The organism is Neobacillus massiliamazoniensis (assembly GCF_001048695.1).
GTDB lineage: Bacteria > Bacillota > Bacilli > Bacillales > Cytobacillaceae > Neobacillus > Neobacillus massiliamazoniensis.
Window position 1 is genome coordinate 915,387 of record NZ_CVRB01000002.1, and the last position, 26,839, is coordinate 942,225.

Below are 26,839 nucleotides of genomic sequence, written 5' to 3' on the forward strand. Positions count from 1 at the left end.
TGAAGCGTGCTTTTTTACATCTTATGTGGTGCCACTCTGGTGCCTGACACCTTAGAGGATTTCGATGTTTAATGAGTTAATCTGGGAAACGAGCAGGTCTTCGAAACTTTGCTGGGCTTGATAGGTAATTTCTTGAGTACCTACATTGGGATTTGCTTTTTTTGCTTGTTCGACCAAGTCTGAGAGTACTTGGTTGGATAGGATGGTATAACGATATTCCTTTTCTTCAAGTGTTTGAAACTTGGCTTCACCGAATTCACCGATTAGTTTTTTAGTAGAATCATATTGAAGATATTGCGTATGGTCTTTATTAATAGCATTCTTAATAGCATCTTCATTAGCTTTGTGACCTTTTTGCTCAGCAAGAAGGGCCATTGCACGTATGCGGATGATTTGAGTTAACAGCTGATTTTTATCTTTTGCCGATTTTTCTTGTGAATCTAAATAGGCCATTTCTTCCTCTAACTGCTGGCCGCTATAGGTCTTACGGGCATTCTCGCGGTTAATAGCCAATTGTAGCTTATTAATTAGCTGATAAAACTGTAAGTCTTCCTTTTTAATCCATTCTCCATTAATGAGAGCAACGCCGTCGGCTTTTTTTACAGTGTAATCAGTCGTTTTTTCAACTTTTTTTCCGTCCTTTTCAATGGTAAAGGTAATTTGATATTTGCCATCCATCGAAAGCTTCACTTTCCCTAAATACGTTCCTTCTTGGCCTTCAGTTAATTTCACGCTACTGGTGCCATGATCCATATTAGCCATTGATAGCTCAGCGGAAATCTTAAGACCCTTAACAGGCTTGTTGTTTTCCGTGATCTTTATTTCAAAAGGTGAGGCGGAATCTTTTTGAAAATAGAGCGGTTTTGAGACAGAAATTTTATAATCAGGTCCTGAACTGCAACTAGTCAGCACGGCTACTAGCAACATGAGCAACACAAACAACCCTTTTTTTATCATCATTCAGATCCCCCTAATTTTTGAGATTGTAGAAAATCTTCGACTGTGTATTTTTCCATTTTTCCATCATTTAAATAGGCCACATGCGTACATACTTGTTTAATTTCATCAAGATGGTGTGAAGAGAGGAGAACGGTTTTGTGATGAAGGGTTTTTAGCACCTCTAGGATTTCTCTTCTCCCGATTGGGTCAATGCCGCTTGTCGGCTCATCTAGGATAAGAATGCTGGCATCCTGGTAAAGCGTAATGGCCAAACCAAGTCGCTGCAGCATCCCTTTGGAATACTTTTTCACCTGAAGATCACGGTCGTCCCATAAACGAACCGATTGAAGGGTTTGTTTTATCCGATCGGTGTCAGGCACCTTTGCCAATGCTTCTGCAAAAAATGTCATGTTTTCAAGGCCTGTTAGCATTGGATAGAGCATGAATTTTTCCGGCAGGTAGGCGATTTCCTTTTTCCATTCCTCGTTTTTCCTAGTGACTTCGCTTCCGTTTATGGTGATGGTTCCTTGTTTGACTGGAAGCAGTCCGAGGAGACTATTAATAAACGTTGATTTTCCAGCGCCATTGCGGCCGACAAGGGCACAAATTTCATGCTTTTTGATGTCAAGATTGACCCCGTCTAGTATGGTCTTTTTCCCGAAGGATTGGTATAAATTCGTAACCTTAATCATTCAAATCCCTCCTTCCGATGGAAAATAACTCCCACACCAGTGGTAACGACCAGCCAAAACGCTAGATTACCAAAAAGGAAGAATACTGGTTTCGTCCACATAAATGTTTGCATCAACTTTGACATGTGGCCAAAGGAATAGACGCCCATCCCCGTTTCTAAAAACATCCGTACTGCTTCAAGAGGGTTTAGAAAATAGGCGATGGAAAACCACTGGACGTTGTCATAGGTGACAGTAGGAAGTAACGATAGTAAAAGAAAGTCGTGCATGAAAAAGAAATAAAACCAGATAAAAAGGCAATAGCCGACAATCTGCATTCGAGAACGGCTGAAGCTTCCGATTGCCGCACCCATTTGCAAAAAGATCATTGATAGACAAATAAGCGAAAATACAAAGAGCAGATAACTTTTGACATCTAATTGAAAATAAAATTTCAGCAAGAGTAAATAGAAGAAAAACCAGACCACGAGCGGCATGAGAACGACGGTATTCAAACCAAGGCTTTTCTTAAATAAGAAGCTTGAATAACGTTCATTTTTCGTCAGTAGCATAATCAAGGTTTTCTGTTCCTTCTCCTGAAAGATGGAGAATGCTCCGATAAACAGGCAAAGAATCGGGATAAAATAAATAATCGTATCAAATAGGTTAATTAACAAGACAAGAAAGCCTTTATCATAAGAAAGAACGGAAGAGCGAAACAAAATGCTGATAGAGATGATTACGATAATGCTTAATGACAACCATAATCCTTTTCCTCTTAAATTTTCTTTCCATTCCTTCCAAACATAATGCATAGTCGATGTCTCCCTTTAAATAAAATCAGTACAGAAAGAATTCCTAACCCAATCAGGAGGGGATGAATCGTTGGATGCTTCGTCACTAATGGATATGAATCACTGAACATGACATCATCATGTTCAAGCAGAGCATTCATTTTTTCATAGATGGCAATTGCTGGGCTCTTTAAAAATAAATTTGTTAATTCCTGATTCTCGAGCAATTGATGGAGAGAGGAATGATACGTGACTGGGAAATCGCCAATCCCATCTTGGTTTAAATCAGTGAGCGGGAAGGCACTGCCCCAATCATTTCCTTTATTATTCTTGCTCCAGGCGTTTCCCTCTCCCTTACCGCCAATGGTAACGGCCGGCAGGTTATTGTCTGTAATTCGGTTTAGAGAAAAGGTCTGTTTGTTAGAGCTCCCCCATAGTTCAATCCCGATTTGGTTTTGCACGATTTTGTTTTGTAAATAGAGATTTCTCGTTGATTGGTCGATATAAATTCCCCGCTGGTTCATATAAAACGTATTTTTTTCTATATAGTTGTCATTCGCCTGCATAAGTAAGAGGCCAAATGATTGATTTCCATCGTTAAAAATAAATTGGTTATTTCGTAGTTTAAGATAATTAGAGTTCATAATGGCGGCCCCGCCTATATTCATCGTAAACGTATTATTCTCAAAAGTGTTTTCGTCAGAATACATATAATGGAGTCCATATCTGGTATTGCTAATTTGATTGCCAAAGCTTCGATTATTATTGGCGTAATCGAAGAACATACCGTCTCGGGTTCCCTCAATTCGATTATTTTCTAGAAGGTTATTATTTGCATAGTACACATGGAGGCCGTTTCCTTGGGAAGCAATTTCTCCTTTCCCCAAGCCTCGTATATCATTGTCGCGAATTGTATTATACTGCCCCTGGCTTATATAAATACCGTGAAAGGAGTCACGGACGGTTACATGGTCGACCACATTTTCGTTTGAATAAATTTTGATGGCTGCGTACTCCTCAGCAGTGTCAAGGCTCATGCTGCTGTGGCGAACGGTCAGGTGGCTTAAATGCACATTTGGAGCCTTGATGGAGATAACATTTCCGGTTCCGTCTCCTTTTATCACGGTTTTATTGGAGCCTATGATCGTTATGCTTTTATCAATGATGATATTGCCCTCATAGGTCTTATTCTTGAGCTTCAAAACCGCTCCCTCTTTCATGGAGTCGATCATCGATTGAAGGTTTTCGGCTGCCATATTCTTCTCAGGATAGATGAGTAATAATAGAGAAAAAGTTAAAGAGAAGAGCGTCCATTTTTTCATCTTTTTCGTTCCTTCCATAACGGAATCAGTAATAATACAAAGGCAGCAAGGATGAAATAGGTGCCTAAGCCAAGAAGGCTGTGTGTCGTAAAATTTGCCACCTGGTTTTGCCCAATAATCGGCGGTACAAATGGTTTAATTTTTATCGCAGCATGTGGGTCTAAATTCGTTCCATATTTATAAAGGGCGTGGTGGAGGTCGTAGATGCCGAGTAATCCGCCGATTGTAATCAGACTGATTAGACCGTATAGAACCGCTTTATTTCGAATAATCGCCGTTAAGAGGGTGAGAACAACCAAGCCGATAACTATATATCCAAGATAGGACAGCTCGGGGAAATTTTTTTCACCGAAGTTTGCCATTCCTATATAGTGGTTAAGCCCATTAATGATATCTATTTGTCCTTCAAGCTTAGTCGGATACACAATAATATTTAAGCCCTCGGGATATTGAGGGGCATAGAAGCCCATTTTCCACCACGGGAAAAACGCGGATACCCCAAATAAAATTGCTGAACATGTGATGAGTAAAGAAGAACCGATCGAAAACTTTTTACTTTTCAAAATAAACAAGACCTTTCTTAGAGAAGCGAAAGCGCCAGTCTCATCCAAGTCAAGCTGGAGGGTATGACGGTGAAGTCATTTTTTGTGCTTCAAGTCAGGACCGAAGCGATCTCGAGGGCCTGGCGCTGCAGCTAGTCATTAGTATAAGTCCAAATAACATAAAGTTAGGGCTAAGGGTATCAACGATTAGTTATTAGGTTTTACCAGCAAGTAACCAGTCATTTCTTGATGAAGTGCTGAACAGAAATTCGTGCAGTAAATCGGATACGTACCGGCTTTATCTGCGATAAAGTCAATCGTATTGGTCTGCCCTGGCTGAACTTCCATGTTGAGATTGTAGCCGTTGATGGCGAATCCATGGGTGATATCTTCATCAAAATCAATATTGGTTAAATGGATAAACACATGATCGCCTTGATTTACATCAATTTCGTCAGGCCGTTTCTGCGTATGGTCAAAGGTAAACCTTGAACGTACGGCTGTTCCATATACATGGACTTCATTTCCATTTCTGACGATTTTCGTATCCGATTGTTTATAGACAGCAAATGGATTGCTAGGATCTTTCGGATAGACGTTGATGGTATGAATTTTATCGGCCTTAATCATTTGCGCATAGTGCGGTTCAGGGTTCACAGGAACGGTATCAAGGATGTGCATTTTTGAGCCGCTAATATCGATTAACTGCATCGTTTCCGGGTGGGATGGACCAACAGATAAGAAGTTATCCTTCGCCATTTTGTTCAGCGAAACAAGGTAATGTCCTTGCGGTGAAGCTGTATCGCCTTCAGCAGCAGCAGAGTGGCCTGGTGCATATTGAACAGGAACCCGATCGACAACTTCCCCTGTTTTATAATTCCATTTCACGACTTCAGAAGAAATAAACATCGTTGTATAGGCAAAGCCTTTATCATCGAATTGTGTATGAAGTGGTCCAAGAGCATTTTCTGGGTTTACTTCTCTTTCCATAACAGATTTGTATTTCAGAATAGGAATCCCGTTTCTTTCTCCAGCAAAATCTTTATTTTCGATGGCTTTAAATGCTTTTTCAAATGAAAATACGGTCATCAATGGTGCCAGCTTACCTGAGGCAATAAAGTATTTACCGTCTGGAGAGACATCGACACCATGCGGTGATTTCGCGACAGGCACTAAATAGATTCCACCTTTTTGTTTTTCAGGAAAAATCATTTTCTGGCCGTTCACATCTTCATACTTTCCGTCCTTCACCATTTGCGCAAGCTCTTTCCAGTTGAACAAAACGATATAGTCACGGTCTGCCTGGGAAGCGTTGATTTCAAGTGTAGTCGTTGCTTCTTCGGTGTTATAGGATGTTATAACAGCCCAGTCTCCGGATTCTTTTTTACCGGCATCTGACAGGTCATAATTCCATGGTGGAAGAGCAACCTGGTAGGCGATATTTAATTTTTCCTTCTTTTCATCAAAGGTTACGGCAGACATGACGCCGCGGTATTTCGTGCTATATTGATCTAATGGCTGATATTCTTGGCCTAGAGGGACAGCAAATCGTGTTGGTAAAAATAAATACTCTGTATTTTGGGTAACAAATGCGGCACAATGCGGACCGCTTGTGTTCGGTACTTTAATGATATCTTTCGTTGTAAAGGTTTTAAGGTCGACAACCGCTGCCCGGCTATTCCCTACGTCAGTCGCAAATAAGTATTTTCCGTTATAATTGCCGTTTGTTTCGGAGATTGCTGGGTGATGGAGGTCACCCCATGTATAGCCGCCAAGCATTTTTTTTGTTTCGGTATCAAACCCGTATCCAGTTGCCGGGTCAGGAGAAAATACCGGAATCGTGCGAATTTCTCTCATTGATGGAACACCATAGACAAATAGCTGCCCTGAGTGCCCGCCCGAAGCGAATAAGTAGTATTCATCTTTTTGCCCATAAGGAACATAAACCTTTTCGGCATCGCTTTTTGTGTTGCTTGTTACCGCCTGAGTTGTCTTGTTCGTCCCAAAGTTTCCGAAGGCAATGGTCGCTGCCGCAAACCCAGCAGCTAAGCCGGCAGCAATTGGAATCCATTTTTTCATACACTACACCACCTTTTATTTTTCAGATGCTTTTTTCAGGATATCCAGTACTTGTTTGCGTTGGTCATCTGTTAATGGATTGCTGCCAAGAACGCCTGTCATAACAGCTGAGTTTGGCTTTTTCAAGAACTCCTCGATTGGCATATTGTGTTTGCTTTCAACCTCAACATACGCATGGGATAGGTCCGGTCCAACCTGCCCACCATTCAAGCTTAAAGCGGAAACAGAGTGGCAACTGAGGCATCCTCTTTTTGAAAGAATATTGTCTTGGTCAGCAGCTGTAGTAGCTGCCGTTGTCGCAGCCTTGGAATCGGAGCTTTTGTCTTTGGAATCTTTAGTTGTTGTTTTTTGCTCCGAGGTAGCTGCCACTTGATTTTGCGTCCCGGAATGACCCATGATGACATCAAACACTAAGTAACCAAGGCCAAAACCAAGTAAAGCGCTTACAATAAAGCTGATAATGGTTTTCTTCATTTTTCCCCCTCCTTACATATTTGGAATGTGTATATTTTCATATTATTCTGTCGGTGTTTTTTACACTGTGATGTAAAACACAATTCATTTCCCTGTTTATGAACGTTATGTGAAAAGATGTAAATTAATACAAAAAAGCCCTTCGGATAACGAAGGGCTTTTAAAGTCTAATCTGTATATTTGTAGGTCCAAAATCGTTCATGAAGAATCCTTGCCATCACTTTAGGGTCCTGGGTCTTTAAACCTTCAGACATGTTGGCAAACATTTGCTCCGTTTGCGAACGGTGAGCCCGAATGGCTCCTAGTTTCTTTTCGACAACGGCATTTATATTATTTACGATGTCTGGCTCGCCGAGCTCCTCGACACAATTATTCGAGAATGCAACGCAATGTAATGTCGGCCTTGCGGCGCTCGGAATCTTCCCAACAGCACGAACGACGGCCGCACCGGTCGCGTCATGGTCGGGATGGACAGCGTAGCCTGGATAAAAGGTAATGATGAGAGAGGGTTTTACCTCTTCAATTAATGAAAGCATCCTATTGGTTAGCTTGTCGTCATCCTCAAATTCAATTGTTTTATCACGATAACCCATCATTCGAAGATCTTGAATCCCCAAAATGCTGGCGGCGTTTTTCAATTCTTCCTTCCTGATTTTCGGAAGGTTTTCTCTGTTGGTAAAAGGGGGATTTCCCATGTTTCGGCCCATTTCACCTAAGGTTAAACAAGCATAAGTAACGGGTGTCCCATTTGCAACATGGGTTGCGATGGTGCCTGACACCCCAAAGGCTTCGTCATCCGGATGAGGAAAGACGACCAGGAGTTGTCGTTCTTTTTCCATTCCTATTTCTCCTTTCCGGTATTAATCAAACGGTATTTGGCTTATTTCAAGGGCCACGGCTAGTTTCCCTTGAGTGTCGTGACCGGCTAAAAGCAGTCGTCCTTGTTCATCCATTTCATAATGGGTAAGTCCCTCTGCATACACCCAGCCGAGGTTGATTTTCAACCCAACCCTATAGGGGTCGTTTCCGGTGATTTTCCCTATCTCATACCGAACTTGTGCATTTCGGATATACGCCCCTGCTGAAAAGAACGATTCGTTGAAATGCGATGCATAAGCACCGTTCGTCGTTTCGAGATGGATGTAGACATCTTGATTGGCAAAGTGGTTGATATGAGCTTGCACTGTTTTTACATCAATTCGTTCCAAAATAACGCCCCCCTTCCATTTAAAAAGAAGCACTGAATTCATTTTTAGTTAAGAATGTAATTATCATACTAAAATTAGTAAAAAAAAGCGAAGTTTGTGCCTTGATATCCCCTTTAGCAATGACAATAGTAAAAGACCAGCCAGGAGTTTTTCTAATGGCTGGTCTTTTTGGTAATGAATTAACAATATTTAGACGTTGCTTAACTTGGCGGTTCACAAAAAAGCAGGAAAAAAGACACAAATATGAAAATAATTTGTCAAATTCCCGTCGGACAAAATTGGTAATTTAATATAAATTTAAGTTACCTACGATGAATAAATAAAGAAAGATTAGAGGGAAGAAGATGAATCATAAAGGAAGTCCTGATGAATATCCCATTCCTTTGGTGTTAAACGGCTATGAGATTGCTGTTTTTCAGCTTACAAAAGCGGATCTCGAGGACTGGACATATGGTTATTTGTTTTCTGAAGGATTTATTCAGGATCCAGATGAGATAAAAACGATCCGCATTAATGAAGAAACAGGAAGTATCCACGTTACCCTCCGAACTAATTTTGATGCCGAACAGCTCTTTTCGAAAAAGAAACACTATACCGCAGGATGCGGCAGGGGTGTAACGTTTTTTTCAATGACAGACGTGAAAAATTTCCAAAAGATATCCTCTGGTAAGACCTACCAACTTAGTTATCTTTTAAAAAAACGCAGTGAGTTTGCTCAAAATTCGACACTGTACCTTGAAACTGGCGGTATGCATGGGGCCTGTATTATTGATGAAAAAGGAAATATGACCATTCGTGAAGATATCGGCAGGCATAATGCTGTCGATAAGATTATTGGCTATTGTTTACGAAACCGCTTACATCCAAAGCGTTTAATTTTACTTACGACCGGCAGGGTTTCCTATGAAATGCTTTCGAAGGCGGCGAAATTTGGCTTTGCTGTGATTGGATCAAGGACAGCTGCTACCAGGCAGGCCATCCAATTAGCTAAATTTTTACATATAGAGGTAATAGGCTATTTAAGAGGAAAAATGGCTATGATTTATACCTCAGAGGGCCGAGTACAAAACGATATACAAGAATAGCTCTCCGTAGAGATGCTTTGAAAGGGGGGGATTATTTAGAGAAGAAGATTAGGTGGATAGAGATCAATTCATGATGGGAAGGAGATTAGAGATGGTAGAAATGAACCTGAATCGTCGGCAATTCTTAAAGCTTTCGGGCGCGGCCGCTGCTACTTTAGCCGTTGTAGAGCTCGGCTTTAATGAGAAAAAAGCCTATGCCACAACAAAAGAATTCAAAATTGCCCAAGCTACTGTAACGCCAACCATTTGCTGCTATTGTGGCGTCGGCTGTGGGATTCTTGTCCACACCAAAAACAACACTGTGGTTTATACGGAAGGGGATCCGGATAACCCCATCAACGAAGGAAAGCTTTGCAGCAAAGGGACTACAATCAGACAATTATATACCTCTGAAAAACGTTTAACAAAACCTCTTTACCGCGCACCCGGCAGCAGTAAATGGGAAGAAAAAGACTGGGACTGGATGCTCGACATGATTGCGAGTCGAACAAAAGAAACTCGCGATCATTCATTTGTCGAGGTGGAACAGGGCATTACCGTAAATAAAACGGAAAAGATCGCCAGCCTTGGCGGCGCAGCCCTTGATAACGAAGAAACGTATTTGCTGTCGAAACTAATGAGAGGGCTTGGTGTCGTTTATTTAGAGCATCAAGCACGGATATGACATAGTTCTACGGTTGCCGGTCTGGCACCCTCATTTGGTCGTGGAGCAATGACTAACCATTGGAATGATTTGCAGCATACTGATTGTGCATTGATTATGGGCGCAAACCCTGCTGAAAACCATCCTATCAGCTTTAGATGGTTAACGAAAGCGAAGGAAAACGGAGGAAAAATTGTTTCCGTTGATCCTCGTTTTACAAGAACATCCGCACAGGCTGACATTTATGCACCACTCCGTTCAGGTACGGATATTGCATTTCTTGGCGGAATGATTAACTATGCGCTGCAAAATAATCTGATTCACAAAGAGTATGTTGCTAAATATACAAATGCTTCTTTTATTGTGAAAGAGGGCTATGACTTTAAAGACGGCCTCTTCACTGGATATGATGAAACGAAAAGAGCTTATGATAAAACAAAATGGGCATTGGAAGCAACAGAAGACGGCAAGCCGGTGAAAGATGAAACATTAGAAAACCCACGAACCGTATTCCAATTAATGAAAAAGCATTATTCGCGTTATGATGTGGATAAGGTTATCTCCGTAACAGGTACGCCAAAAGAAGATTACTTAAAGGTGTGCGAAGCCTTCTGTTCAACAGGAAAGACTGGAAAATCCGGTACGATTCTGTATGCCATGGGCACAACCCAGCATACAGTAGGGACCCAAAATGTTCGTTGCTACGCCATCCTGCAGCTTTTATTAGGAAACATCGGAATTCCTGGCGGTGGTATTAACGCTATGCGCGGCGAATCCAATGTTCAAGGCTCAACAGACTTTGGCCTATTGTACGATAACTTAACAGGATATCTCGGTGCGCCAAAAGCAACCGTTCCTGAGCATGCCACCCTAAAAGGCTTTCTCGATAAAGAAACACCAAAAACGGGCTATTGGAGCAACAAACCAAAATTCGTTGTCAGCTTATTAAAAGCATGGTATGGAGAAAATGCCACAAAGGACAACGAGTTTGGCTATCAATTTTTACCAAAAGGCAATAAAAACTATTCGCATATTAATCTATTTAATGCTATGTATCAGGGCCATCTTGACGGGGCTTTTCTATTTGGGACAAACCCGGTCGTCGGCGGACCGAATTCCGGTAAAGAGAAAGAAGCCCTCAGCAAACTAAAGTGGCTTGTTGCTATTGATCTATGGGAAACCGAAACCTCCTCTTTCTGGCAAAAGGAAGCTGGCAGCAACCCGGCGAATATTAATACCGAGGTATTCCTCCTGCCGGCATCCGCATCATATGAGAAAGAGGGCAGTGTATCCAATAGTTCACGATGGATGCAATATCGTTGGAAAGCCATTGATTCAAGAGGTGAAGCAAGACCAGACCTTGACGTCATTCATGAGCTTGCCTTAAGAATGAAAAAGCTTTATGCCGATAGTACGAAATCAGCTGATAAGCCTATTCAAGCGCTTGATTGGAGCTACGGCACAGGTGAGACGCCGGATATCGACCTTATTGCAAAAGAAATCAATGGCTACGATCTCAAAACAGGCAAACTGCTCGCAGGCTTTGGCTCCTTATTAGATGACGGAACAACCTCGAGCGGTAACTGGATTTACTCCGGCTTCTATCCGGCAGAAGGGAAAAACCTATCAAAACGCCGTGATAACAAGGATACCGGCAATGCCAACTACTTAAACTGGTCTTATGCTTGGCCAATGAACCGCCGGATTCTTTACAACCGAGCTTCAGCAGATCCAAGCGGCCAGCCATGGAGCAAGGAAAAAGCAGTCATTTGGTGGGATGCCATTCAAAAGAAATGGGTAGGTAATGATGTCCCTGACTTTAAAGCCGTTACAGCACCTACCGAGCCGGACGGCACAGGGCCATTTATCATGAACAAAGACGGAGTAGGCTTACTATTTGCGCCAACTCTAAATGACGGGCCGTTCCCTGAACATTATGAACCGTTTGAAAGCCCTGTTCCGAATGTTTTTTCAAGTCAGCAAATGAACCCTACGACTGTTATTATTCAAGGGGACTTTAATAAAAAAGGTGAAAAGAAAGACTTCCCGATTGTAGCGACCAACTATCGAGTAAGCGAACACTGGCAGTCGGGCTCGATGACACGAAACCAAGAATGGCTTTCAGAGCTTGCCGGCCACATGTTTGTTGAAATGAGTGAGGAGTTAGCACAAGAAAAGGGAATCAAAAATAAAGACATGGTCATTGTCAGCTCAGCGCGCGGTGAAATTAAAGCTTATGCAATGGTCACAAAACGCTTTAAGCCGTTTACCATTCAAGGCAAAAAAGTCCATCAAATTGGGATGCCATGGCATTTTGGCTTTAAGGGCTTTGCAACCGGTGATACAGCAAACAGGCTGACACCGCATATTGGGGATGCAAATACAACAATTCCTGAATACAAGGCATTCCTCTGTAACGTAAGGAGGGCTTAAGGATGACGGAATATGTGAAATATGTAGATGTTACCAAATGTGACGGCTGTCGTGCTTGTATGGTGGCATGCAAAAACTGGAATGACCTGCCGGCGGAGAATACCGAATTCCTCGGCAGTGTCCAATCACATAAAAAAGTAACTGCAGATACGTGGAATGTGCTGCAATATATTGAGCATGAGAATGGCAAGGGCAATCTTGAATATCTTTTCCGCCATTCCTCCTGCTTCCATTGCCATGATGCTGCTTGTGAAAAGGTATGCCCTGAAGACGCCATCAGTCACACGAAATATGGCTCTGTAGTTATTGATCACGACAAATGCATTGGCTGCGGCTATTGCGTACAAAACTGTCCGTTTGAAGTTATTTCCTTAAAGGAATACAAAGATAAAAACGGAAGCACGTACCGGAAATCACAAAAGTGCACATTGTGTACCGACCGCCTCGATGAAGGTTTACAGCCGGCCTGTGTCACCACCTGCCATACAGGGACGATGGAGTTCGGCGACAAAACGGCGATGATCAATAAGGCCGAGCAGCGTGTACGGGAAATCAAGAGTCGTTTCCCTAACGCCCAGGTTTATAATCCATCAGGTGTCGGCGGTACGAATACTATTTATGTTTTAGCGGAAAAACCATCTGTTTATGGTCTGCCGGAAAGCCCTAAAGTCCCAACATCGGCGGTTGCTTGGAAGGATTATGCCCAACCAATCGGCAAACTGATGCTGGGGGCCACAACAATGGCTGTTGTCGGTGCTTTTGTAACGAACAGGCTTTTCAATAAAGCAGGAAAAGGCGAGACGCAAGACGGGGGTGGAAGCCATGAGTAATCAGAAAAAACCAGATGTGCAAGTAAGACGTTTTTCGAAAGCGTTCGTTATCGCCCATGCTGTAAATGCGTTTTCTTTCTTTGCTCTCTACATTACGGCTTTGCCAATGTACGCCCATTCCTTTAACTGGCTTTATACGGTTCTTGGCGGCCCAGCGAATGCTCGCTTGCTTCACCGCATCTTTGCCGTTATGTTCGTCACCCCAACGATTATCTTTTTGATTTTTGACCGTAAAGGCTTCTTTAATTGGATGAAAGAACTTGTTACATGGAAAAAAAGAGATCTTCAATTTTTTACCGAATTTGTGAAAGAATTGTTTGGTTTAAACTTTAAGCATGTAAGGCAAACATTTTTTAATGCCGGTGAAAAAATTAACTCAATCCTCCAGATTTTGTGTGCCATTATCATTATCTGTTCAGGATTCATCATGTGGTTTCCGCAATTTTTCCCAAGGGCTGTTTTTCAGTGGGGCTACTTCTTACATGACTTCGGCTTTGGCCTTGCGATTGCCGTCATTGTCGGCCACATTTACTTGAGCGTTGTTCATAAAAATTCAAGACCAGGCTATTCTGGAGTGGTAACGGGAAAGGTTCCTGCATGGTGGGCAAAGGATCACTATACCGACTGGTATGAAGAAGAAGTCAAAAAAGGCAACTTCCCAAAATTGGATGATCCGAAAAAGAAGAAGCATGCTTAATTTTAATAGGGGGAATGGCCTTGGTGAGGCTATTTCCCTTAAAAATTCGATTCGCGCATATCCCGAGTGAATTCGCGCATAAAATGAAAAATTCGCGCATATCCCGAGTGAATTCGCGCATAAAATGAAAAATTCGCGCATATCCCGAGTGAATTCGCGCATAAAATGAAAAATTCGCGCATATCCCGAGTGAATTCGCGCATAAAATGAAAAATTCGCGCATATCCCGTGTGGATTCGCGCATAAAAATAGAAAATTCGCAGATATATCATGTGGATTCGCAGATAAAATGGAAAATCCGCAGAGATATCGTGGGGATCCGCAGATAAAATTAGAATCCCGAAGATATATCATGTAGATTCGCAGATAAAACTGTAAAATTCGCAGATAAAGTCGTGAAACAGCCCAAAAAGAATGAGGTGACATGGTGAAAAAGTCTGTTGTGAACAAAGAATATCAAAATTTGAATAAAACAATTGTTGATTTACAAGAAAAATGGAAGAATAGTTTACGAGAAGAGGCAGTTCTGCCGAAAGTGGATAAGGCGGCGCTAGATGCAGGGGTGCCGGTTATCGCTTTAACGGATTTTCATTTTGATATTTCTCTATTTTTACAGTGGATAGAGGAAGTTGTGGAAGCGATTATCGCCTCAAATGGCGAATTAGCAGTAAAGCTGGACAAGCTTTCCGACATCATGAACGAGGAAGTGGGACTGCGCTGGATCCAGGAAGCACTCGCCTTCAATCAAGCCTATTTTACAGAATTTGCTGAAGAAAAAGACCTTGAAGAATGGATTCCCTCATATTTCGCGGAAACAGCTGTCCGGCCATATTTGCAGCTTTTAGCCGAAAGCGTCCAAGACCGGATTGAATATGCGGTTCCGGATGAAGGCTGTCCTGTTTGTGGTGAGCCGGTAAGGCTGGCAGCGCTTGAGGAGGAAGGGAAAAAGGTGGTCCATTGCCCTCGCTGTCTGGCTCATTGGCAAGGGAAACGCTTAGAATGCGACCATTGCGGCAATGATGACCATCAAAAATTAAAGTTCTTGACCATTGAAGGAGATGCCATTTCACAAATCCAAGTTTGCGAGGTATGTAACGGATATATGAAAGTAATCGATACGAGGCAATATATTACAAAGCCATCAGCAGCACAGATCGACTTAGACACCATTCATTTGGACTTTGTAGCCCAGCAAAATGGTTATCGGGCAGTTGGCGAGAAAAAAATAACGAATTAAGAGGTGGAATCATGAAGGCGGCTGCAATTATTTTATCCGGCGGGAAATCGAGCAGAATGGGCACGAATAAAGCCCTCCTGAAAATTAATGAGAAAACCAATATTGAGAGAATTGTAGATAGGTTAAAGCCGCTTTTTGATGAAATGATCCTAGTTACAAATAATCCAAAGCAATATGAATTTTTGGAATTGAAAACGGTGACTGATCATTTTCCCGGCATGGGTCCGCTTGCAGGTGTGCATGCTGGGCTCGAGGCCAGTTCCTATGAAACCAATTTTATCGTTGCCTGCGATATGCCGTTTGTTTTAGGGGAACTAGCCCGGGCCCTAGTGGACAAGAGCAGTGGTTATGATGCAGTGATTCCAGTCATTTTTGGAAAACAGCATCCTTTATTTGCAGTTTTCCAAAAAAGGCTTGTCCCAACTGTCGAGCAGTGCCTAAAGGAAGAGCGACTAAGGGTGAAGAATTTGCTTGATCAGCTACATGTCCGTTACGTTACGGAAAATGACTTGACGGAGTTTGACCTTGCCCGTGTTTTTTTCAACATGAATCACCCAAATGAGTACGAAGATGCTTTAATGTGGGCCAAGAATGAGCAAGAGGGGAAGTAAGGCAGATGCAATTTTTCAAGGTAAAAACAGTCGAAGAGACATATGCCTTAATCGATGAAATGATTCCTTCCATTCAAGATGTGGAGGTCCGTTCACTTGAAGAAGCGCTCCACTATATCTTAGCCGAGCCGGTCGCAGCAACGGAAAACGTCCCGGGCTTTGACCGTTCAACGGTGGACGGATATGCGGTAAAAGCCAAGGACACGTACGGTTCATCTGAATCAATGCCTGCATTTTTAACGGTTATCGGCGAAGTAAAAATGGGTGAAGGTGTCAGGCACCACATCGGGTCCAGTGAGGCAGTATATGTTCCAACAGGCGGGATGCTCCCTCCCGACAGCGACAGCGTCATCATGATCGAGCATTGTGAGGATATGGATGGTCTCCTCAATATATACAAACAAGTGGCACCGGGCGAAAATATCATCCGTGCCGGTGAAGATATTAGAAATGGAGATCTTCTTCTTCCGGAAGGGACGAAACTAAGGCCGCAGGAGTTAGGGGCACTTGCGTCGTTAGGGGTTACGCATGTCCGAGTGTACCGCAAATTAAAGGTCGGTTACCTTTCATCCGGAGATGAGATCGTTCCCTATCAAACCAAAACGCTTTCCACCGGACAAATTCGTGACGTGAACTATTTAGCTATTTTAGGTCTGGCAAGCGAATGGGGTGTGGAGGTACTGTACGGTGGAATTGTTAAAGATGATATTTCTCAGTTTCAACAAAAAGCCCGCGAGCTGTATGACCAAGTTGATTGCTTAATTCTTTCCGGCGGCAGTTCAGTTGGGGTCAAAGACTATACAATTGAAGTTATTGAAGGGCTAGGCGAGCCTGGGGTGTTTGTTCACGGCATATCAATCAAGCCTGGGAAACCGACGATTCTCGCCCTGGCAGATGGAAAGCCCGTCATCGGCTTACCAGGGCACCCGGCATCAGCAATGATTATTTTTAAGCTTTTTGGCGAGCGCATTGTGAGAAAGCTGCAAGGGGAAAAAATTGCTAAGAAGCCTGACCGAATTTTTGCCCGAATGACGAAAAATATCCCCTCCTCTCCGGGGCGGTCAGATTATATTCGTGTCCGATTATTCGAGCTAAACGGCGAATGGTGGGCAGAACCCATCATTGGGAAATCAGGATTGATCACAACGCTCGTCAAAAGCGATGGCATTGTGGAGATTGCTTCAGAAAAAGAGGGTATTCTGCAAGGTGAGAATGTCCCTGTAATTCCATCGAGATAAAGGGGGAACTGACATGAAGAACTTTGAGCGAAAAATATATTTAGAGGACAAACCCCGATCCGCAGCCAAGGAAGAACTTCTCGAGGCGTTCCAACAGACCCCTAAAACAGAGTATATCCCAGCTGCTGATACCTTAGGCCGTATCACCGCAGAACCGATTTTTGCCCGAATCTCGATGCCGCACTATCACGCCTCCGCGATGGATGGCATAGCTGTTGTCGCTGAAAGCACCTATTCTGCGCATGAGCAGAACCCACTTTTGCTTAAAAACGGTGAACAATTTCGCTATGTTGATACCGGGAACGCCATCCCCTCCCCGTTTAACGCAGTTATTATGATTGAGAATGTCCATGTTGTCGATGAGAAAACAATAGAGATTATTGAACCGGCTACTCCATGGCAGCATATTCGCCCGATTGGCGAAGATATTGTTCAAGAAGAAATGCTTTTTCCCCAGGGGCACACGATTCGACCGGCCGATATCGGTGTTTTACTCGCTTCCAGGCAAACGAAAATTCCGGTCGTGAAAAAGCCGGTTGTCACGATTATTCCTACAGGAAATGAGCTTGTTCCGGCTGATGCGGCTCTCGCGTCCGGACAAATTATCGAATTCAACGGAACAGTATTTGCAAATTTTATCAAAGAATGGGGCGGCGAAGGCCGGCTTCATCCAATCGTTAAGGACGATCCTGAAAAAATTAAGCAAGCTCTGTCTCAGGCTGCAAATGATTCCGACATTGTTGTCATTAATGCCGGATCATCAGCGGGATCGAAGGACTATACTGTTCACATTATTGGTGAGTTAGGATCTGTTTTTACCCATGGTGTTGCTACTCGACCAGGTAAGCCTGTTATTTTAGGAAAAATTCATGATAAAATAGTAATCGGAGTACCAGGATATCCGGTTTCGGCCTACTTTGCGCTCGAATGGTTTGTCAAACCTTTGATCTGCAAGTATTTACAGATTCCTGAACCGAAACGGCAAACCTTATCCGTTAAACTCGGTCGTCGAATTGTGTCGACGATGGGTGCGGAGGATTTTGTGCGAATGAGCATCGGCTATGTGAATGGACAATATATGGCGAATCCGCTTACAAGAAATGCAGGGGTGACGATGTCGTTTGTCAGAGCAGACGGCCTGCTCGTTGTGCCACCAAATGAGATTGGTTTGGAACAAGGCACGGTAGTCGAAGTCGAGCTGCTGCGGCCGCTTGAGGAGATAAAAAATGCAATTGTGTTTTGCGGCAGCCATGATCTAACCATTGACCTGTTGTCAGCCCAGTTAAAATCGTTGCGGACAGACATGAAAATTGTCTCCTCCCATGTTGGTAGCATGGCAGGGCTGATGGCGATTCGCAAGGGAGAGGCCCATGTAGCGGGCGTTCATTTGCTCGATCCAGAGACAAAGCAATACAATATTTCATATGTAAAAAAAGTATTGGCAGGGCAGGATGTTGTTCTATGCCCATTTTTAAAAAGAAAGCAGGGCTGGATTGTTCCGAAGGGAAATCCGCTCTGCATCACGAATGTGATCGATATTGCAGAAAAGAATGCTGATTTTGTAAATCGCCAAAAAGGCGCCGGTACGAGAATTTTATTTGACCTTTTACTAGATAAAGTGGGCTTGTCTTCCGAACAAATTAGCGGCTATGACCGGGAGATGTTCTCGCATCTGGCCGTTGCGGCTGAAGTAAAGGGCGGCACGAATGCTGTTGGCCTCGGAATTTTTCCAGCAGCTAAAGCGATGGAACTGGACTTTTTCCCAGTTGCTGATGAAGAATATGATTTAGTGATGACAAGAAGCTTCTACGAAAGTGAAAATGGCCGTTTTCTGTTGGAGCTTATCCATTCAGAGGTTTTTAAACAGCAGGTTAAAAAAATCGGCGGCTATGTCGTGGTGGAAAATACGGAGCCAAAGTTATTGACTAGGGCAGAAAGGTGAAAAATTTGCGATACGAAATTTCAAAAGAACCAATAAACGTCCAAGCTGTTATTGATAAAGTCGTACAGCGTGAAGCGGGTGCGATCACGACCTTTATCGGCACCGTCAGGGAATTAACATATGGTAAGAAAACCTTGTTTTTAATTTATGAAGCATATGAGGCGATGGCTGTTAAGAAGCTTGAGCAAATCGGGACGGAAATTGAACAGCGCTGGTCGGGTGCAAAGGTTGCAATTACCCACCGGGTCGGGCGCCTCGAGATTACGGATGTGGCAGTGGTCATCGCGGTTTCTACTCCGCACCGGGCTGATGCCTACGAAGCCAACCGCTATGCGATTGAGCGAATCAAAGAAATTGTCCCGATTTGGAAGAAAGAGCATTGGGAAGATGGCGAAGAGTGGGTCGGTAATCAGCTCGAAACCGTTTCCTATCCGAGCGGTAAACCAGAGGAGGCCGATGTTGATGAATAAGGTGTTGTTTTTTGCTCATTTGCGCGATGCAGTGGGTAAGGAATTTTTAATGCTGGATGCCTCTGGAAAGACCGTTGCCGAGCTAAAAGAGGATTTGTCCAATACCTATCACTTGCCAAAAATGGACACGGTTATGACGGCAGTGAATGAAGAGTTTGCGCCTGATGTGGTCATCATTGAAGACGGCGATGAAATTGCCTTCATTCCACCGGTGAGCGGGGGTTAAAGATGTCTATGTCTGAGCGGTATTCAAGGCAAGTCCTTTTTCCAGGAATCGGTAAAGAAGGCCAGGAAAAAATCAGTAGGAAGCATGTGCTGATCATTGGGGCCGGCGCACTTGGCTCAGGAAGTGCGGAAATCCTTGTGCGAGCAGGAGTTGGAAAAATCACGATCGTCGACAGGGATTATGTCGAAGCAAGCAATCTTCAGCGCCAGCAGCTTTACACAGAAGAGGATGTCGCGGAAAAGCTCCCTAAGGCCGCTGCGGCGGAAAAGCGCTTAAAGGCAATTAATTCTGATGTCATAATCCGGTCTATCATTGGCGATGCCACACCTGAGGTGCTGGAAGAGCTGATTGTCGGAGTCGACTTGATGCTTGATGCCACCGACAATTTTGAAACGCGGATGGCAATGAACGATATAGCACAAAAATACGATGTTCCCTGGATTTACGGGGCCTGCGTCGGCAGCTTTGGGATGAGTTTTTCTATTATTCCTGGCAAAACCCCTTGTTTAAATTGTCTGCTGCGGACGATTCCGCTGCAGGGAATGACGTGCGACACCGGAGGGATTATTTCACCTGCAGTGCAAATGGTGATTGCCCATCAAACAGCGGAGGCTCTAAAAATACTGGTCGAGGATTGGGATGCAGTCAGGACCTCATTTGTTAGCTTTGATGTATGGCGAAACCAATACACAACGATGAAAATGTCAAAAGCAAAGTTTGCCGGCTGTTTGTCATGCGGTGAGGAACGGACTTATCCATATCTCGATCGTGAAAATATGACAAAAACAACGGTACTTTGCGGCCGTGACACAGTGCAAATCCGCCCGTCCTCTGTCCGTGGGCTATCTCTTGAACGTCTTGCTGAACAGCTAAGTGCGCTCGGCTACGATGTGAAAGGGAATCCCTATTTATTATCAGTGGAAATGGAAGCTGAGCGGATGGTGATTTTCCAAGACGGCCGCGCCCTCATTCACGGCACAAAGGATTTAACCCATGCAAAATCAATTTATCAGAGGATATTAGGATAGTTCTCCCCCGTACCCGTTGTGGTACGGGGTTTTTGGTCGTTACGAGAACGTGAGAGGTTATACTACAAATTCCAGAGAGTTATCTACAAAATCAGGAGTCCTTACTTCAATTTATAGGCATAGATGCAATTTCCGCATTCTTCACTATCACATCCACCAAATTTCGACTTGTTTCACGTGGAACATAGAAATATGTCGAATGGTCTAATTGTTCGAAAAAAAGGTCATACTCGTGTAAGATGGTATTGAGAATGAATTTGTGAGGTATTTCAAACATGAATATATCTGTCAAAAAGCTATTAGCGAAAATAGAAGAGGAACTACAACTGGCAAAAAACAGTCCGCAGGAGGAGAGCTTGCGGGAAAAGATTTACTCTATAAAAATATTATGCGAGTTGATCTTGGCTGAAAAGCATGCGGTAACAGCACAAACCATACAGCCAGTCATACCACAGCCAACAGGATTCAATCAGCAGATAGTATTCCAGCAGCCTGTTCCCATCAATCAACCGAAAAAATTAGAGGTGGAAGACGGGGCAAACGGCGATTCATTATTTGATTTTTAAAAAGGGGATGATGGAACATGAAAACATTTATCATTATTGGGGCAATTAATGCCTTTTTGGCGGTGGCACTTGGAGCATTCGGTGCCCATGGATTAGCGAATAAGCTTGAGCCGAAGTATTTGGAGATTTGGAAAACAGGCGTAAACTATCAAATGTTTCATGCACTTGGAATGTTAGCAGTGGCTACAATACTTGGTCAATACGCAGCATGCTCGATATTCAGATGGTCAGGCTGGTTAATGTTGATTGGCGTAATTTTATTCAGCGGCAGCCTTTATGTACTAAGCTTAACGAAGATCAGCATTATCGGGGCCATTACACCTATCGGTGGGGTTTGCTTTTTAGCAGCTTGGCTTCTATTGGTTATTGGGGCCGTTAAAAATATGTAAATAAGAAAAGCGGAAGCGCCCTGGTCAGCGGCGTATGGCCTCCTCGAAAAAGCTAACGCTTTTTCTTCGTGCGATGCTAATGCTGCCGAAGCTAGACAATTCTCGAAGTCGATTCGATATAAATTTTGGTGAGATAAGAAGAAGAGGCATTGGTCCAGCAACCAATGCCGTTTTGTTTATCTTGGAGGATAAGTCCCCATAGAAGGCCCTGCACCAAATGGATACTCATACTCGATCTCTTCACTAAAGGTAATGTAATCGACGGCTACCATTGGAATCAGGTACCGTGTTCCGGTTTGGGGGTCGCTTAAAATAACATGATCCCTTCCTGCTGCTTCGATAATCCCTCTAAACTCTTTTGCATTCCATTGGGTATTGCCCTCGAAGGTGGCAAATACGGTGACAAGCTTTCCTTTGTTTAGCCGTAAAATATTTTCGATATAGGATTGCTCAATGGGAAGCATTCCTGGAATTTGCTGCCCGGCGCCCGGAGCTGGCATGGTGGGCATGGTCGGCATAGTGGGAGCTCCTGCAGTCGAGAAGCCCGGCTGGCCGGCAAAAAAGGCTTGGTGTCCGCCCCCTCCCTGAAAGGTTTGTGCACCTTGCTGTCTTGTCGCTCCAGTATAAGGCTGCTGAAACCCTTGTGGATTGTAATATTGGTTCATTTTTTCCCCTCCTAAAAATGAATAAACGTATGGCCCAACATTCTATTCCTACTCTGCTAACCCCAAAGTGGTTCCATCGGGGTAGGATTTTTCTCCTCATTCCCATGAGAAGCTTCGGGACAGTTACTAAAAACTCGCTGTTTAATAGTATGAAAGGATGGGGGAAAATATGACTTGCCAACGGGGTGAATAATTAAAAAAAGCCCTCAGCATTTGCTGAAGACTTTTATAATTTAGACGTGAAGAAAGCTTGAAATCCGTTCTTCCTCGAGGATATTTCCTACAAAGAACGCTCCAAATTCACCATAGCGGGCGCTTACTTCATCAAAACGCATTTCATAGATAAGCTTTTTAAATTGTAGGACATCGTCGGTAAACAGTGTGACTCCCCATTCATAGTCGTCAAAACCAACAGAACCAGTGATGATTTGCTTAACTTTGCCTGCATATGTCCGGCCAATCATTCCATGGCTGCGCATCAGATTGCGGCGCTCCGCCATCGGCAGCATGTACCAGTTATCATTGCCCTGGCGGCGCTTATCCATTGGATAAAAACAAACATGCTTTGCTTTCGGAAGGATAGGATAAAGACGAGCTAACACATGTGGGTTTTGATAAGGGTCTTCCCCATCAGGCAAATAATTAGAAAGCTCGACGACCGAAACATAGGAATGTGCCGGAATCGTAAATTCCGCTAATTTTGTTTTGTTAAATTCTGTTTCGATGGCGTTTATCTCTTCCATTGTCGGCCGTAAAATCATCATCATAAAATCAGCCTTTTGTCCGACAATTGTATACAAAGCATGACTGCCTTCTTTACGTTCCTGAACGGTATTCCATTTTTCAACTAGACTTAAAAACTCGTGAATGGCGGCTTGGCGTTCATCGCTAGAAAGCATTTTCCAAGTTGTCCAATCGACCGTGCGAAAGTCGTGTAAACAGTACCAACCATCAAGTGTTTGTGCTGCTTCACTCATTATTATCACCCCTATGTTATCATTCGCAATAACTATAACATAGTTTGACCAAGGGATGCCTGAAAAAAACCTTACCGAATGAAAATTAAGGAAGAAGCAAATCATAAAGGAGTGGAATTTTTGAAAAATAAAGACTTTTGTCATGAAACCGCTATCTGGTTTGAATTTTTTTTACGGTAAAGTATGCTAATATTACAAGTTCTACTAAGGGAGGATACATACATGAGTGATTTGTTTGAAGGGTTAAAGCAAAAGATTTCTGGCCGTAATCTGAAAATCGTGTTTCCGGAAGGATTGGACGCGCGGATTTTAACAGCTGCCGGCAGATTGGCTAAAGAAAATCTAGTAACACCGATTTTAGTAGGAAATATTGAAGAGGTTCAAGAGAAGGCAAAAGAGCTTGGTATTTCTTTGGATGCTGCTGAAATCTATGATCCGAAAAGCTATTTTGCGATGGATGAGCTCGTTTCTGCCTTCGTTGAGCGCAGAAAAGGGAAAGCAACGGAAGAGGATGCACGAAAAATTTTATTAGATGAAAACTATTTTGGAACGATGCTTGTTTATTTAAATAAAGCGGACGGGCTTGTCAGCGGTGCGGCCCACTCTACTGCTGATACGGTTCGCCCTGCCTTGCAAATTATTAAAACAAAACAAGGTGTTACCAAAACGTCAGGTGTTTTCATCATGGTACGTAATGATGAAAAATATGTCTTCGCTGATTGCGCGATTAATATAGCTCCGGATAGCCGCGATTTAGCGGAAATTGCTATTGAAAGTGCGAAAACGGCGAACATGTTCGATATTGAACCGCGCGTTGCGATGTTAAGCTTTTCAACGAAGGGCTCAGCGAAATCCCAAGAAACGGATAAGGTCAATGAGGCTGTGGCAGAAGCGAAACGCCGCGACCCATCACTTATGATTGATGGTGAGTTCCAGTTTGACGCCGCCTTTGTTCCATCTGTTGCAAAAAGCAAAGCACCGGGTTCGCAAATCCAGGGCGACGCGAAGGTATTTATTTTCCCAAGCTTAGAGGCAGGAAACATCGGCTATAAAATTGCCCAGCGCCTAGGCGGCTTTGAAGCTGTTGGCCCAATTTTACAAGGCTTAAACAAGCCTGTAAATGACCTCTCCCGCGGCTGTAACGATGAAGATGTTTACAAGCTTGCGCTGATCACTGCAGCACAAGGATTGTAATATAATGAGGGTAAGCCGGTCCTGTTTGGGGCTGGCTCTTTATTTTTAAAAGAAAAGAAAGTATAAATTTCGACTTCGAGAATTGTCTAGCTCCAGGCGCCCAGCGCCTAGTGTACTTCGCTCTTCTCCCTACGATAAGTCAACATCGGATCGCTTGCGCTCTCCGTGTTTCCTTTATCTCAGTCGAAGCGCTCCAGTCCATACGGCGCTAAACGGGCGCCTTGCGCTTTTCTTATAAAGCCAGTTTAACTAAACAGCAGGATTTTGTTAAAATAACCTTAATTCATTCGTAAGGAGCTGCTAAAATGAAAAGCTTGCTATATCAGCCTGAGTGGCGGGTCATTGATCAGTCTGCTGTGGGTACGCATTTTCTCGCGCTGCAGTCATTTGCCACCGACGACACCTTGTGTGCGTCTGTAGGGACTGGCCAAGCACCCGCGACAGTACGGACATGGGTCCATCAAAATACTATTGTTTTAGGCATTCAGGATACAAAACTGCCATTCTTGCAGGCAGGGGTGGAATTTCTTGCCCAGCAGGGATTTAAGTCCATTGTCCGGAATTCGGGTGGATTAGCAGTCGTTCTCGATGAAGGGGTTTTGAACATCTCGTTAATTTTGCCGGAATCGGAAAAAGGTATCGACATAAACCGCGGCTATGATACGATGTTGCAGCTGATTCAAGAGATGTTTGCCGATTTTCCGAAGCAAATTGAGGCACGAGAAATTGTTGGCTCTTATTGTCCCGGAAGCTACGATCTCAGTATTGATGGAAAAAAATTCGCCGGTATATCCCAACGTCGCTTAAAAAAAGGCGTAGCCGTTCAAATATATCTTTGTGTGAGTGGCAGTGGCAGCAAGCGCGCCGAGTTAATTCAGCAGTTTTATAGGATGGCCATGCAAGGGGAACAAACCAAATTTTCTTACCCCGAAATTGTGCCGGATGTCATGGCCTCTCTATCGGAACTGTTAGGGGAAAATATAACGGTGTCTGATTGTCTTCTCAGACTCTTACATCAATTAAAAAGCAATTGTGATCATCTTTATGCCGGGCAATTGAATAGCTATGAAATGGAGCTGTTTCCCGGCTATTATCAAAGAATCGTTGAACGGAATCAATAGTAAAAAGCCGTAAATCTTAAGTGATTTACGGCTTTTGTTTGAATTCTACTCTGCTACTTTTTCTAAATTCCCATTGCGATCCATTTTGAATTTTGTAGCTGGTCTTTCCTCTTCCTCGAATAAAACAAGCTTGCGTGCCCGATTCATGATTTTCATCAATGTCTCGTAATCTTCCTGCATGGTTTCAGAATTTTCCTCTAGACCATTGATTTTTGCAGACAATTCTTCATTGTGGGCTTTAATCTCGGCTACTTCTCTTTTCAATCTTTCATTCTCATTTTTTAACGCTTCATTTTGCAGATTGGCATGATGAAAGTTTTGCAAATAATCGATAACCTTATCAAGCGTAAGACCTGTTGTTGCAGGAGTCCTATAGCTTTGAACGACAGGCTGTACATATACCTCCCCTGCCATTTCTACCGCTAAATCCTCTCTTTCAAGTACTTCTTGAACAGTTTCAGCCGGTATAGGTAAGGTGTCCAATTCTTCGGTATGTGAGACCGGAGGACTGTATAGTAATTTTTTCTTGCCGCCTTGGTCTTTTCCTAAAATTCGTTGTCGTTGTTTCCGCTGTTTTTTTGATAATTGCAATGCTTTTTCATAGCGGTGGCGGACGACAGCGTTCCACCTAAAGCCACAGGCTGCAGAAGTACGGTTCAGCTTGTCGCCGACCTCTTCGAAAGCGTTGAGCTGGGTGCTTCCCTCTCGAACATGCCTGAGAACAGTCTCAGCCAAAAGTAAATCATTCTCATCTGTCCATGCATCTTGACGAACTTTCATTTGATCAACTCCCTAAAATAATTAATGTTTTTAAAAGTTCTAGTCTTAGCATGGACAAGTTTTTTAGTCTTTATACCAATATCGTTAAAAGGATAGTAGATTTTTAATCAAGAATAATTTCGACTTCGAGAATGGCAAAGATCCGTAAGAGTAAGCTTTGGCGTGAGAGGTATCTTTCGCTTTTTTATTAAATATTGTATCTTGCATTGAAAACGGAGAAAGCGTAAAATACCTAAGGAGTTATGCTGTCAGTTTTTTGGATAAATGTTTACGTGCCATTTGGAGGCGCAGTTGAATTTATCCTTTCTTACAAGCTAAAATAATGATGAAATGGTTAAATAGATTGACCGAGAGAAAGGGTTGTCAGAAATGTCGAATGAATTCCGTGTTTGCGATGATTGTCAGGCCGTAAATTTAAAGACATTAATCCCTCGATTAAAAGAGGTAGATCCGGAAGCTGAAATTAAAATTGGCTGCCAATCATATTGCGGACCAGGTCGGAAAAAGACGTTCGCTTTTGTCAACAATCGTCCGGTTGCTGCCTTAACGGAAGAGGAATTAATTGAGAAAGTCAATAAAAAGATTAAATAATCACCTTTTGTAGCATACATGGGTGATTTTTCTTTGGTCCAGAATTGTCGAAATCTCCCGTAGAATTTTGCTGAAAAAAGGGTGATT

Annotated in this window: 28 protein-coding genes and 1 pseudogene; 17 read left to right on the forward strand and 12 right to left on the reverse strand. The window is 43.2% G+C overall.

Annotation, left to right across the window (positions count from 1 at the left end; all coding sequences use genetic code 11):
* Positions 1 to 51: 51 nt before the first annotated feature.
* The 9 genes from BN1082_RS12185 to BN1082_RS12225 all read right to left on the reverse strand — a co-directional run bounded on the left by BN1082_RS12185 (position 52) and on the right by BN1082_RS12225 (position 8,029).
* Positions 52 to 960, reverse strand: coding sequence for a FixH family protein (locus BN1082_RS12185; RefSeq protein WP_245640397.1), 909 nt, complete (start codon positions 958 to 960; stop codon positions 52 to 54).
* The gene (locus tag BN1082_RS12190; protein WP_090634676.1) at positions 957 to 1,631 is read right to left on the reverse strand and encodes an ABC transporter ATP-binding protein; all 675 of its coding nucleotides are present in this window, start codon (positions 1,629 to 1,631) and stop codon (positions 957 to 959) included. The genes BN1082_RS12185 and BN1082_RS12190 overlap by 4 nt, the downstream gene beginning before the upstream one ends.
* Positions 1,628 to 2,425: an ABC transporter permease gene (locus BN1082_RS12195; protein ID WP_090634678.1), complete on the reverse strand. Its 798-nt coding sequence runs from the start codon at positions 2,423 to 2,425 to the stop codon at positions 1,628 to 1,630. The genes BN1082_RS12190 and BN1082_RS12195 overlap by 4 nt, the downstream gene beginning before the upstream one ends.
* A complete protein-coding gene (nosD, locus tag BN1082_RS12200) occupies positions 2,389 to 3,726 on the reverse strand; it encodes a nitrous oxide reductase family maturation protein NosD (protein ID WP_090634680.1) in 1,338 nt (445 codons plus the stop codon). Before nosD ends, BN1082_RS12195 begins: the two co-directional genes overlap by 37 nt.
* Positions 3,723 to 4,298: a hypothetical protein gene (locus BN1082_RS12205; RefSeq protein ID WP_342666648.1), complete on the reverse strand. Its 576-nt coding sequence runs from the start codon at positions 4,296 to 4,298 to the stop codon at positions 3,723 to 3,725. Before BN1082_RS12205 ends, nosD begins: the two co-directional genes overlap by 4 nt.
* 177 nt (positions 4,299 to 4,475) lie before the next feature.
* The gene (nosZ, locus tag BN1082_RS12210; protein WP_090634682.1) at positions 4,476 to 6,347 is read right to left on the reverse strand and encodes a Sec-dependent nitrous-oxide reductase; all 1,872 of its coding nucleotides are present in this window, start codon (positions 6,345 to 6,347) and stop codon (positions 4,476 to 4,478) included.
* Positions 6,348 to 6,362: 15 nt separating this feature from the next.
* Positions 6,363 to 6,821, reverse strand: a complete 459-nt coding sequence (locus tag BN1082_RS12215) for a hypothetical protein (protein WP_090634684.1) — start codon at positions 6,819 to 6,821, stop codon at positions 6,363 to 6,365.
* 167 nt (positions 6,822 to 6,988) lie between these two features.
* Positions 6,989 to 7,660, reverse strand: a complete 672-nt coding sequence (gene bshB2, locus BN1082_RS12220) for a bacillithiol biosynthesis deacetylase BshB2 (protein WP_090634687.1) — start codon at positions 7,658 to 7,660, stop codon at positions 6,989 to 6,991.
* Between the two features lie 21 nt (positions 7,661 to 7,681).
* Positions 7,682 to 8,029 (reverse strand): YojF family protein, encoded by a 348-nt coding sequence (locus BN1082_RS12225; protein WP_090634689.1) that lies wholly within the window; start codon positions 8,027 to 8,029, stop codon positions 7,682 to 7,684.
* A 344-nt stretch (positions 8,030 to 8,373) separates the two neighbouring features.
* On the opposite strand from BN1082_RS12225, the gene fdhD reads away from it, so the two are divergent.
* The 14 genes and pseudogenes from fdhD to BN1082_RS12295 all read left to right on the forward strand — a co-directional run bounded on the left by fdhD (position 8,374) and on the right by BN1082_RS12295 (position 21,424).
* Positions 8,374 to 9,114: a formate dehydrogenase accessory sulfurtransferase FdhD gene (gene fdhD / locus BN1082_RS12230; RefSeq protein ID WP_090634692.1), complete on the forward strand. Its 741-nt coding sequence runs from the start codon at positions 8,374 to 8,376 to the stop codon at positions 9,112 to 9,114.
* A 100-nt stretch (positions 9,115 to 9,214) separates the two neighbouring features.
* Positions 9,215 to 9,778 carry a twin-arginine translocation signal domain-containing protein gene (locus BN1082_RS29005; RefSeq protein ID WP_245640398.1) on the forward strand — a complete coding sequence of 188 codons (564 nt, stop codon included), beginning with the start codon at positions 9,215 to 9,217 and terminating at the stop codon, positions 9,776 to 9,778.
* 12 nt (positions 9,779 to 9,790) lie between these two features.
* Positions 9,791 to 12,190, forward strand: a pseudogene (gene fdnG / locus BN1082_RS12240) (formate dehydrogenase-N subunit alpha); the annotation flags it as partial.
* A 2-nt stretch (positions 12,191 to 12,192) separates the two neighbouring features.
* Complete coding sequence (locus tag BN1082_RS12245) at positions 12,193 to 13,020, forward strand: 4Fe-4S dicluster domain-containing protein (protein ID WP_090634701.1); 828 nt, start codon at positions 12,193 to 12,195, stop codon at positions 13,018 to 13,020.
* Complete coding sequence (locus BN1082_RS12250; protein ID WP_090634703.1) at positions 13,013 to 13,717, forward strand: formate dehydrogenase subunit gamma; 705 nt, start codon at positions 13,013 to 13,015, stop codon at positions 13,715 to 13,717. Before BN1082_RS12245 ends, BN1082_RS12250 begins: the two co-directional genes overlap by 8 nt.
* A 424-nt stretch (positions 13,718 to 14,141) precedes the next feature.
* Positions 14,142 to 14,954 carry a formate dehydrogenase accessory protein FdhE gene (locus tag BN1082_RS12255; RefSeq protein ID WP_245640399.1) on the forward strand — a complete coding sequence of 271 codons (813 nt, stop codon included), beginning with the start codon at positions 14,142 to 14,144 and terminating at the stop codon, positions 14,952 to 14,954.
* Between the two features lie 11 nt (positions 14,955 to 14,965).
* Positions 14,966 to 15,565, forward strand: coding sequence for a molybdenum cofactor guanylyltransferase (gene mobA, locus BN1082_RS12260; protein ID WP_090634708.1), 600 nt, complete (start codon positions 14,966 to 14,968; stop codon positions 15,563 to 15,565).
* 5 nt (positions 15,566 to 15,570) lie between these two features.
* On the forward strand, positions 15,571 to 16,803 hold the full coding sequence (locus tag BN1082_RS12265; protein WP_090634711.1) for a molybdopterin molybdotransferase MoeA: 1,233 nt from the start codon (positions 15,571 to 15,573) through the stop codon (positions 16,801 to 16,803).
* Between the two features lie 13 nt (positions 16,804 to 16,816).
* Positions 16,817 to 18,745 carry a molybdopterin biosynthesis protein gene (locus BN1082_RS12270; RefSeq protein ID WP_090634713.1) on the forward strand — a complete coding sequence of 643 codons (1,929 nt, stop codon included), beginning with the start codon at positions 16,817 to 16,819 and terminating at the stop codon, positions 18,743 to 18,745.
* A 5-nt stretch (positions 18,746 to 18,750) separates the two neighbouring features.
* Positions 18,751 to 19,215 (forward strand): molybdenum cofactor biosynthesis protein MoaE, encoded by a 465-nt coding sequence (locus BN1082_RS12275; protein ID WP_090634715.1) that lies wholly within the window; start codon positions 18,751 to 18,753, stop codon positions 19,213 to 19,215.
* On the forward strand, positions 19,208 to 19,441 hold the full coding sequence (moaD, locus tag BN1082_RS12280) for a molybdopterin converting factor subunit 1 (RefSeq protein WP_090634718.1): 234 nt from the start codon (positions 19,208 to 19,210) through the stop codon (positions 19,439 to 19,441). Before BN1082_RS12275 ends, moaD begins: the two co-directional genes overlap by 8 nt.
* A gap of 8 nt (positions 19,442 to 19,449) precedes the next feature.
* A complete protein-coding gene (locus BN1082_RS12285) occupies positions 19,450 to 20,469 on the forward strand; it encodes a thiazole biosynthesis adenylyltransferase ThiF (protein WP_090635004.1) in 1,020 nt (339 codons plus the stop codon).
* A gap of 275 nt (positions 20,470 to 20,744) precedes the next feature.
* Positions 20,745 to 21,035, forward strand: coding sequence for a YwdI family protein (locus BN1082_RS12290; protein ID WP_090634720.1), 291 nt, complete (start codon positions 20,745 to 20,747; stop codon positions 21,033 to 21,035).
* Positions 21,036 to 21,052: 17 nt separating this feature from the next.
* The gene (locus tag BN1082_RS12295; RefSeq protein ID WP_090634722.1) at positions 21,053 to 21,424 is read left to right on the forward strand and encodes a DUF423 domain-containing protein; all 372 of its coding nucleotides are present in this window, start codon (positions 21,053 to 21,055) and stop codon (positions 21,422 to 21,424) included.
* A gap of 176 nt (positions 21,425 to 21,600) precedes the next feature.
* On the opposite strand, the gene gerQ is transcribed toward BN1082_RS12295, so the two are convergent.
* Positions 21,601 to 22,089, reverse strand: a complete 489-nt coding sequence (gene gerQ, locus BN1082_RS12300; protein ID WP_245640400.1) for a spore coat protein GerQ — start codon at positions 22,087 to 22,089, stop codon at positions 21,601 to 21,603.
* 233 nt (positions 22,090 to 22,322) lie between these two features.
* The gene (gene hemQ / locus BN1082_RS12305; protein ID WP_090634724.1) at positions 22,323 to 23,066 is read right to left on the reverse strand and encodes a hydrogen peroxide-dependent heme synthase; all 744 of its coding nucleotides are present in this window, start codon (positions 23,064 to 23,066) and stop codon (positions 22,323 to 22,325) included.
* 222 nt (positions 23,067 to 23,288) lie between these two features.
* Between hemQ and pta the strand changes: the two genes are divergently transcribed.
* Positions 23,289 to 24,260, forward strand: coding sequence for a phosphate acetyltransferase (gene pta, locus BN1082_RS12310; protein WP_090634726.1), 972 nt, complete (start codon positions 23,289 to 23,291; stop codon positions 24,258 to 24,260).
* A 305-nt stretch (positions 24,261 to 24,565) separates the two neighbouring features.
* Positions 24,566 to 25,381, forward strand: a complete 816-nt coding sequence (gene lipL / locus BN1082_RS12315) for an octanoyl-[GcvH]:protein N-octanoyltransferase (RefSeq protein ID WP_090634729.1) — start codon at positions 24,566 to 24,568, stop codon at positions 25,379 to 25,381.
* A 45-nt stretch (positions 25,382 to 25,426) separates the two neighbouring features.
* Here the strand turns inward: lipL and BN1082_RS12320 are convergent, their stop codons facing one another.
* Positions 25,427 to 26,161, reverse strand: a complete 735-nt coding sequence (locus tag BN1082_RS12320; protein WP_090634731.1) for an RsfA family transcriptional regulator — start codon at positions 26,159 to 26,161, stop codon at positions 25,427 to 25,429.
* 369 nt (positions 26,162 to 26,530) lie between these two features.
* On the opposite strand from BN1082_RS12320, the gene BN1082_RS12325 reads away from it, so the two are divergent.
* Positions 26,531 to 26,752 carry a YuzB family protein gene (locus BN1082_RS12325; protein ID WP_090634733.1) on the forward strand — a complete coding sequence of 74 codons (222 nt, stop codon included), beginning with the start codon at positions 26,531 to 26,533 and terminating at the stop codon, positions 26,750 to 26,752.
* Positions 26,753 to 26,839: the final 87 nt, after the last annotated feature.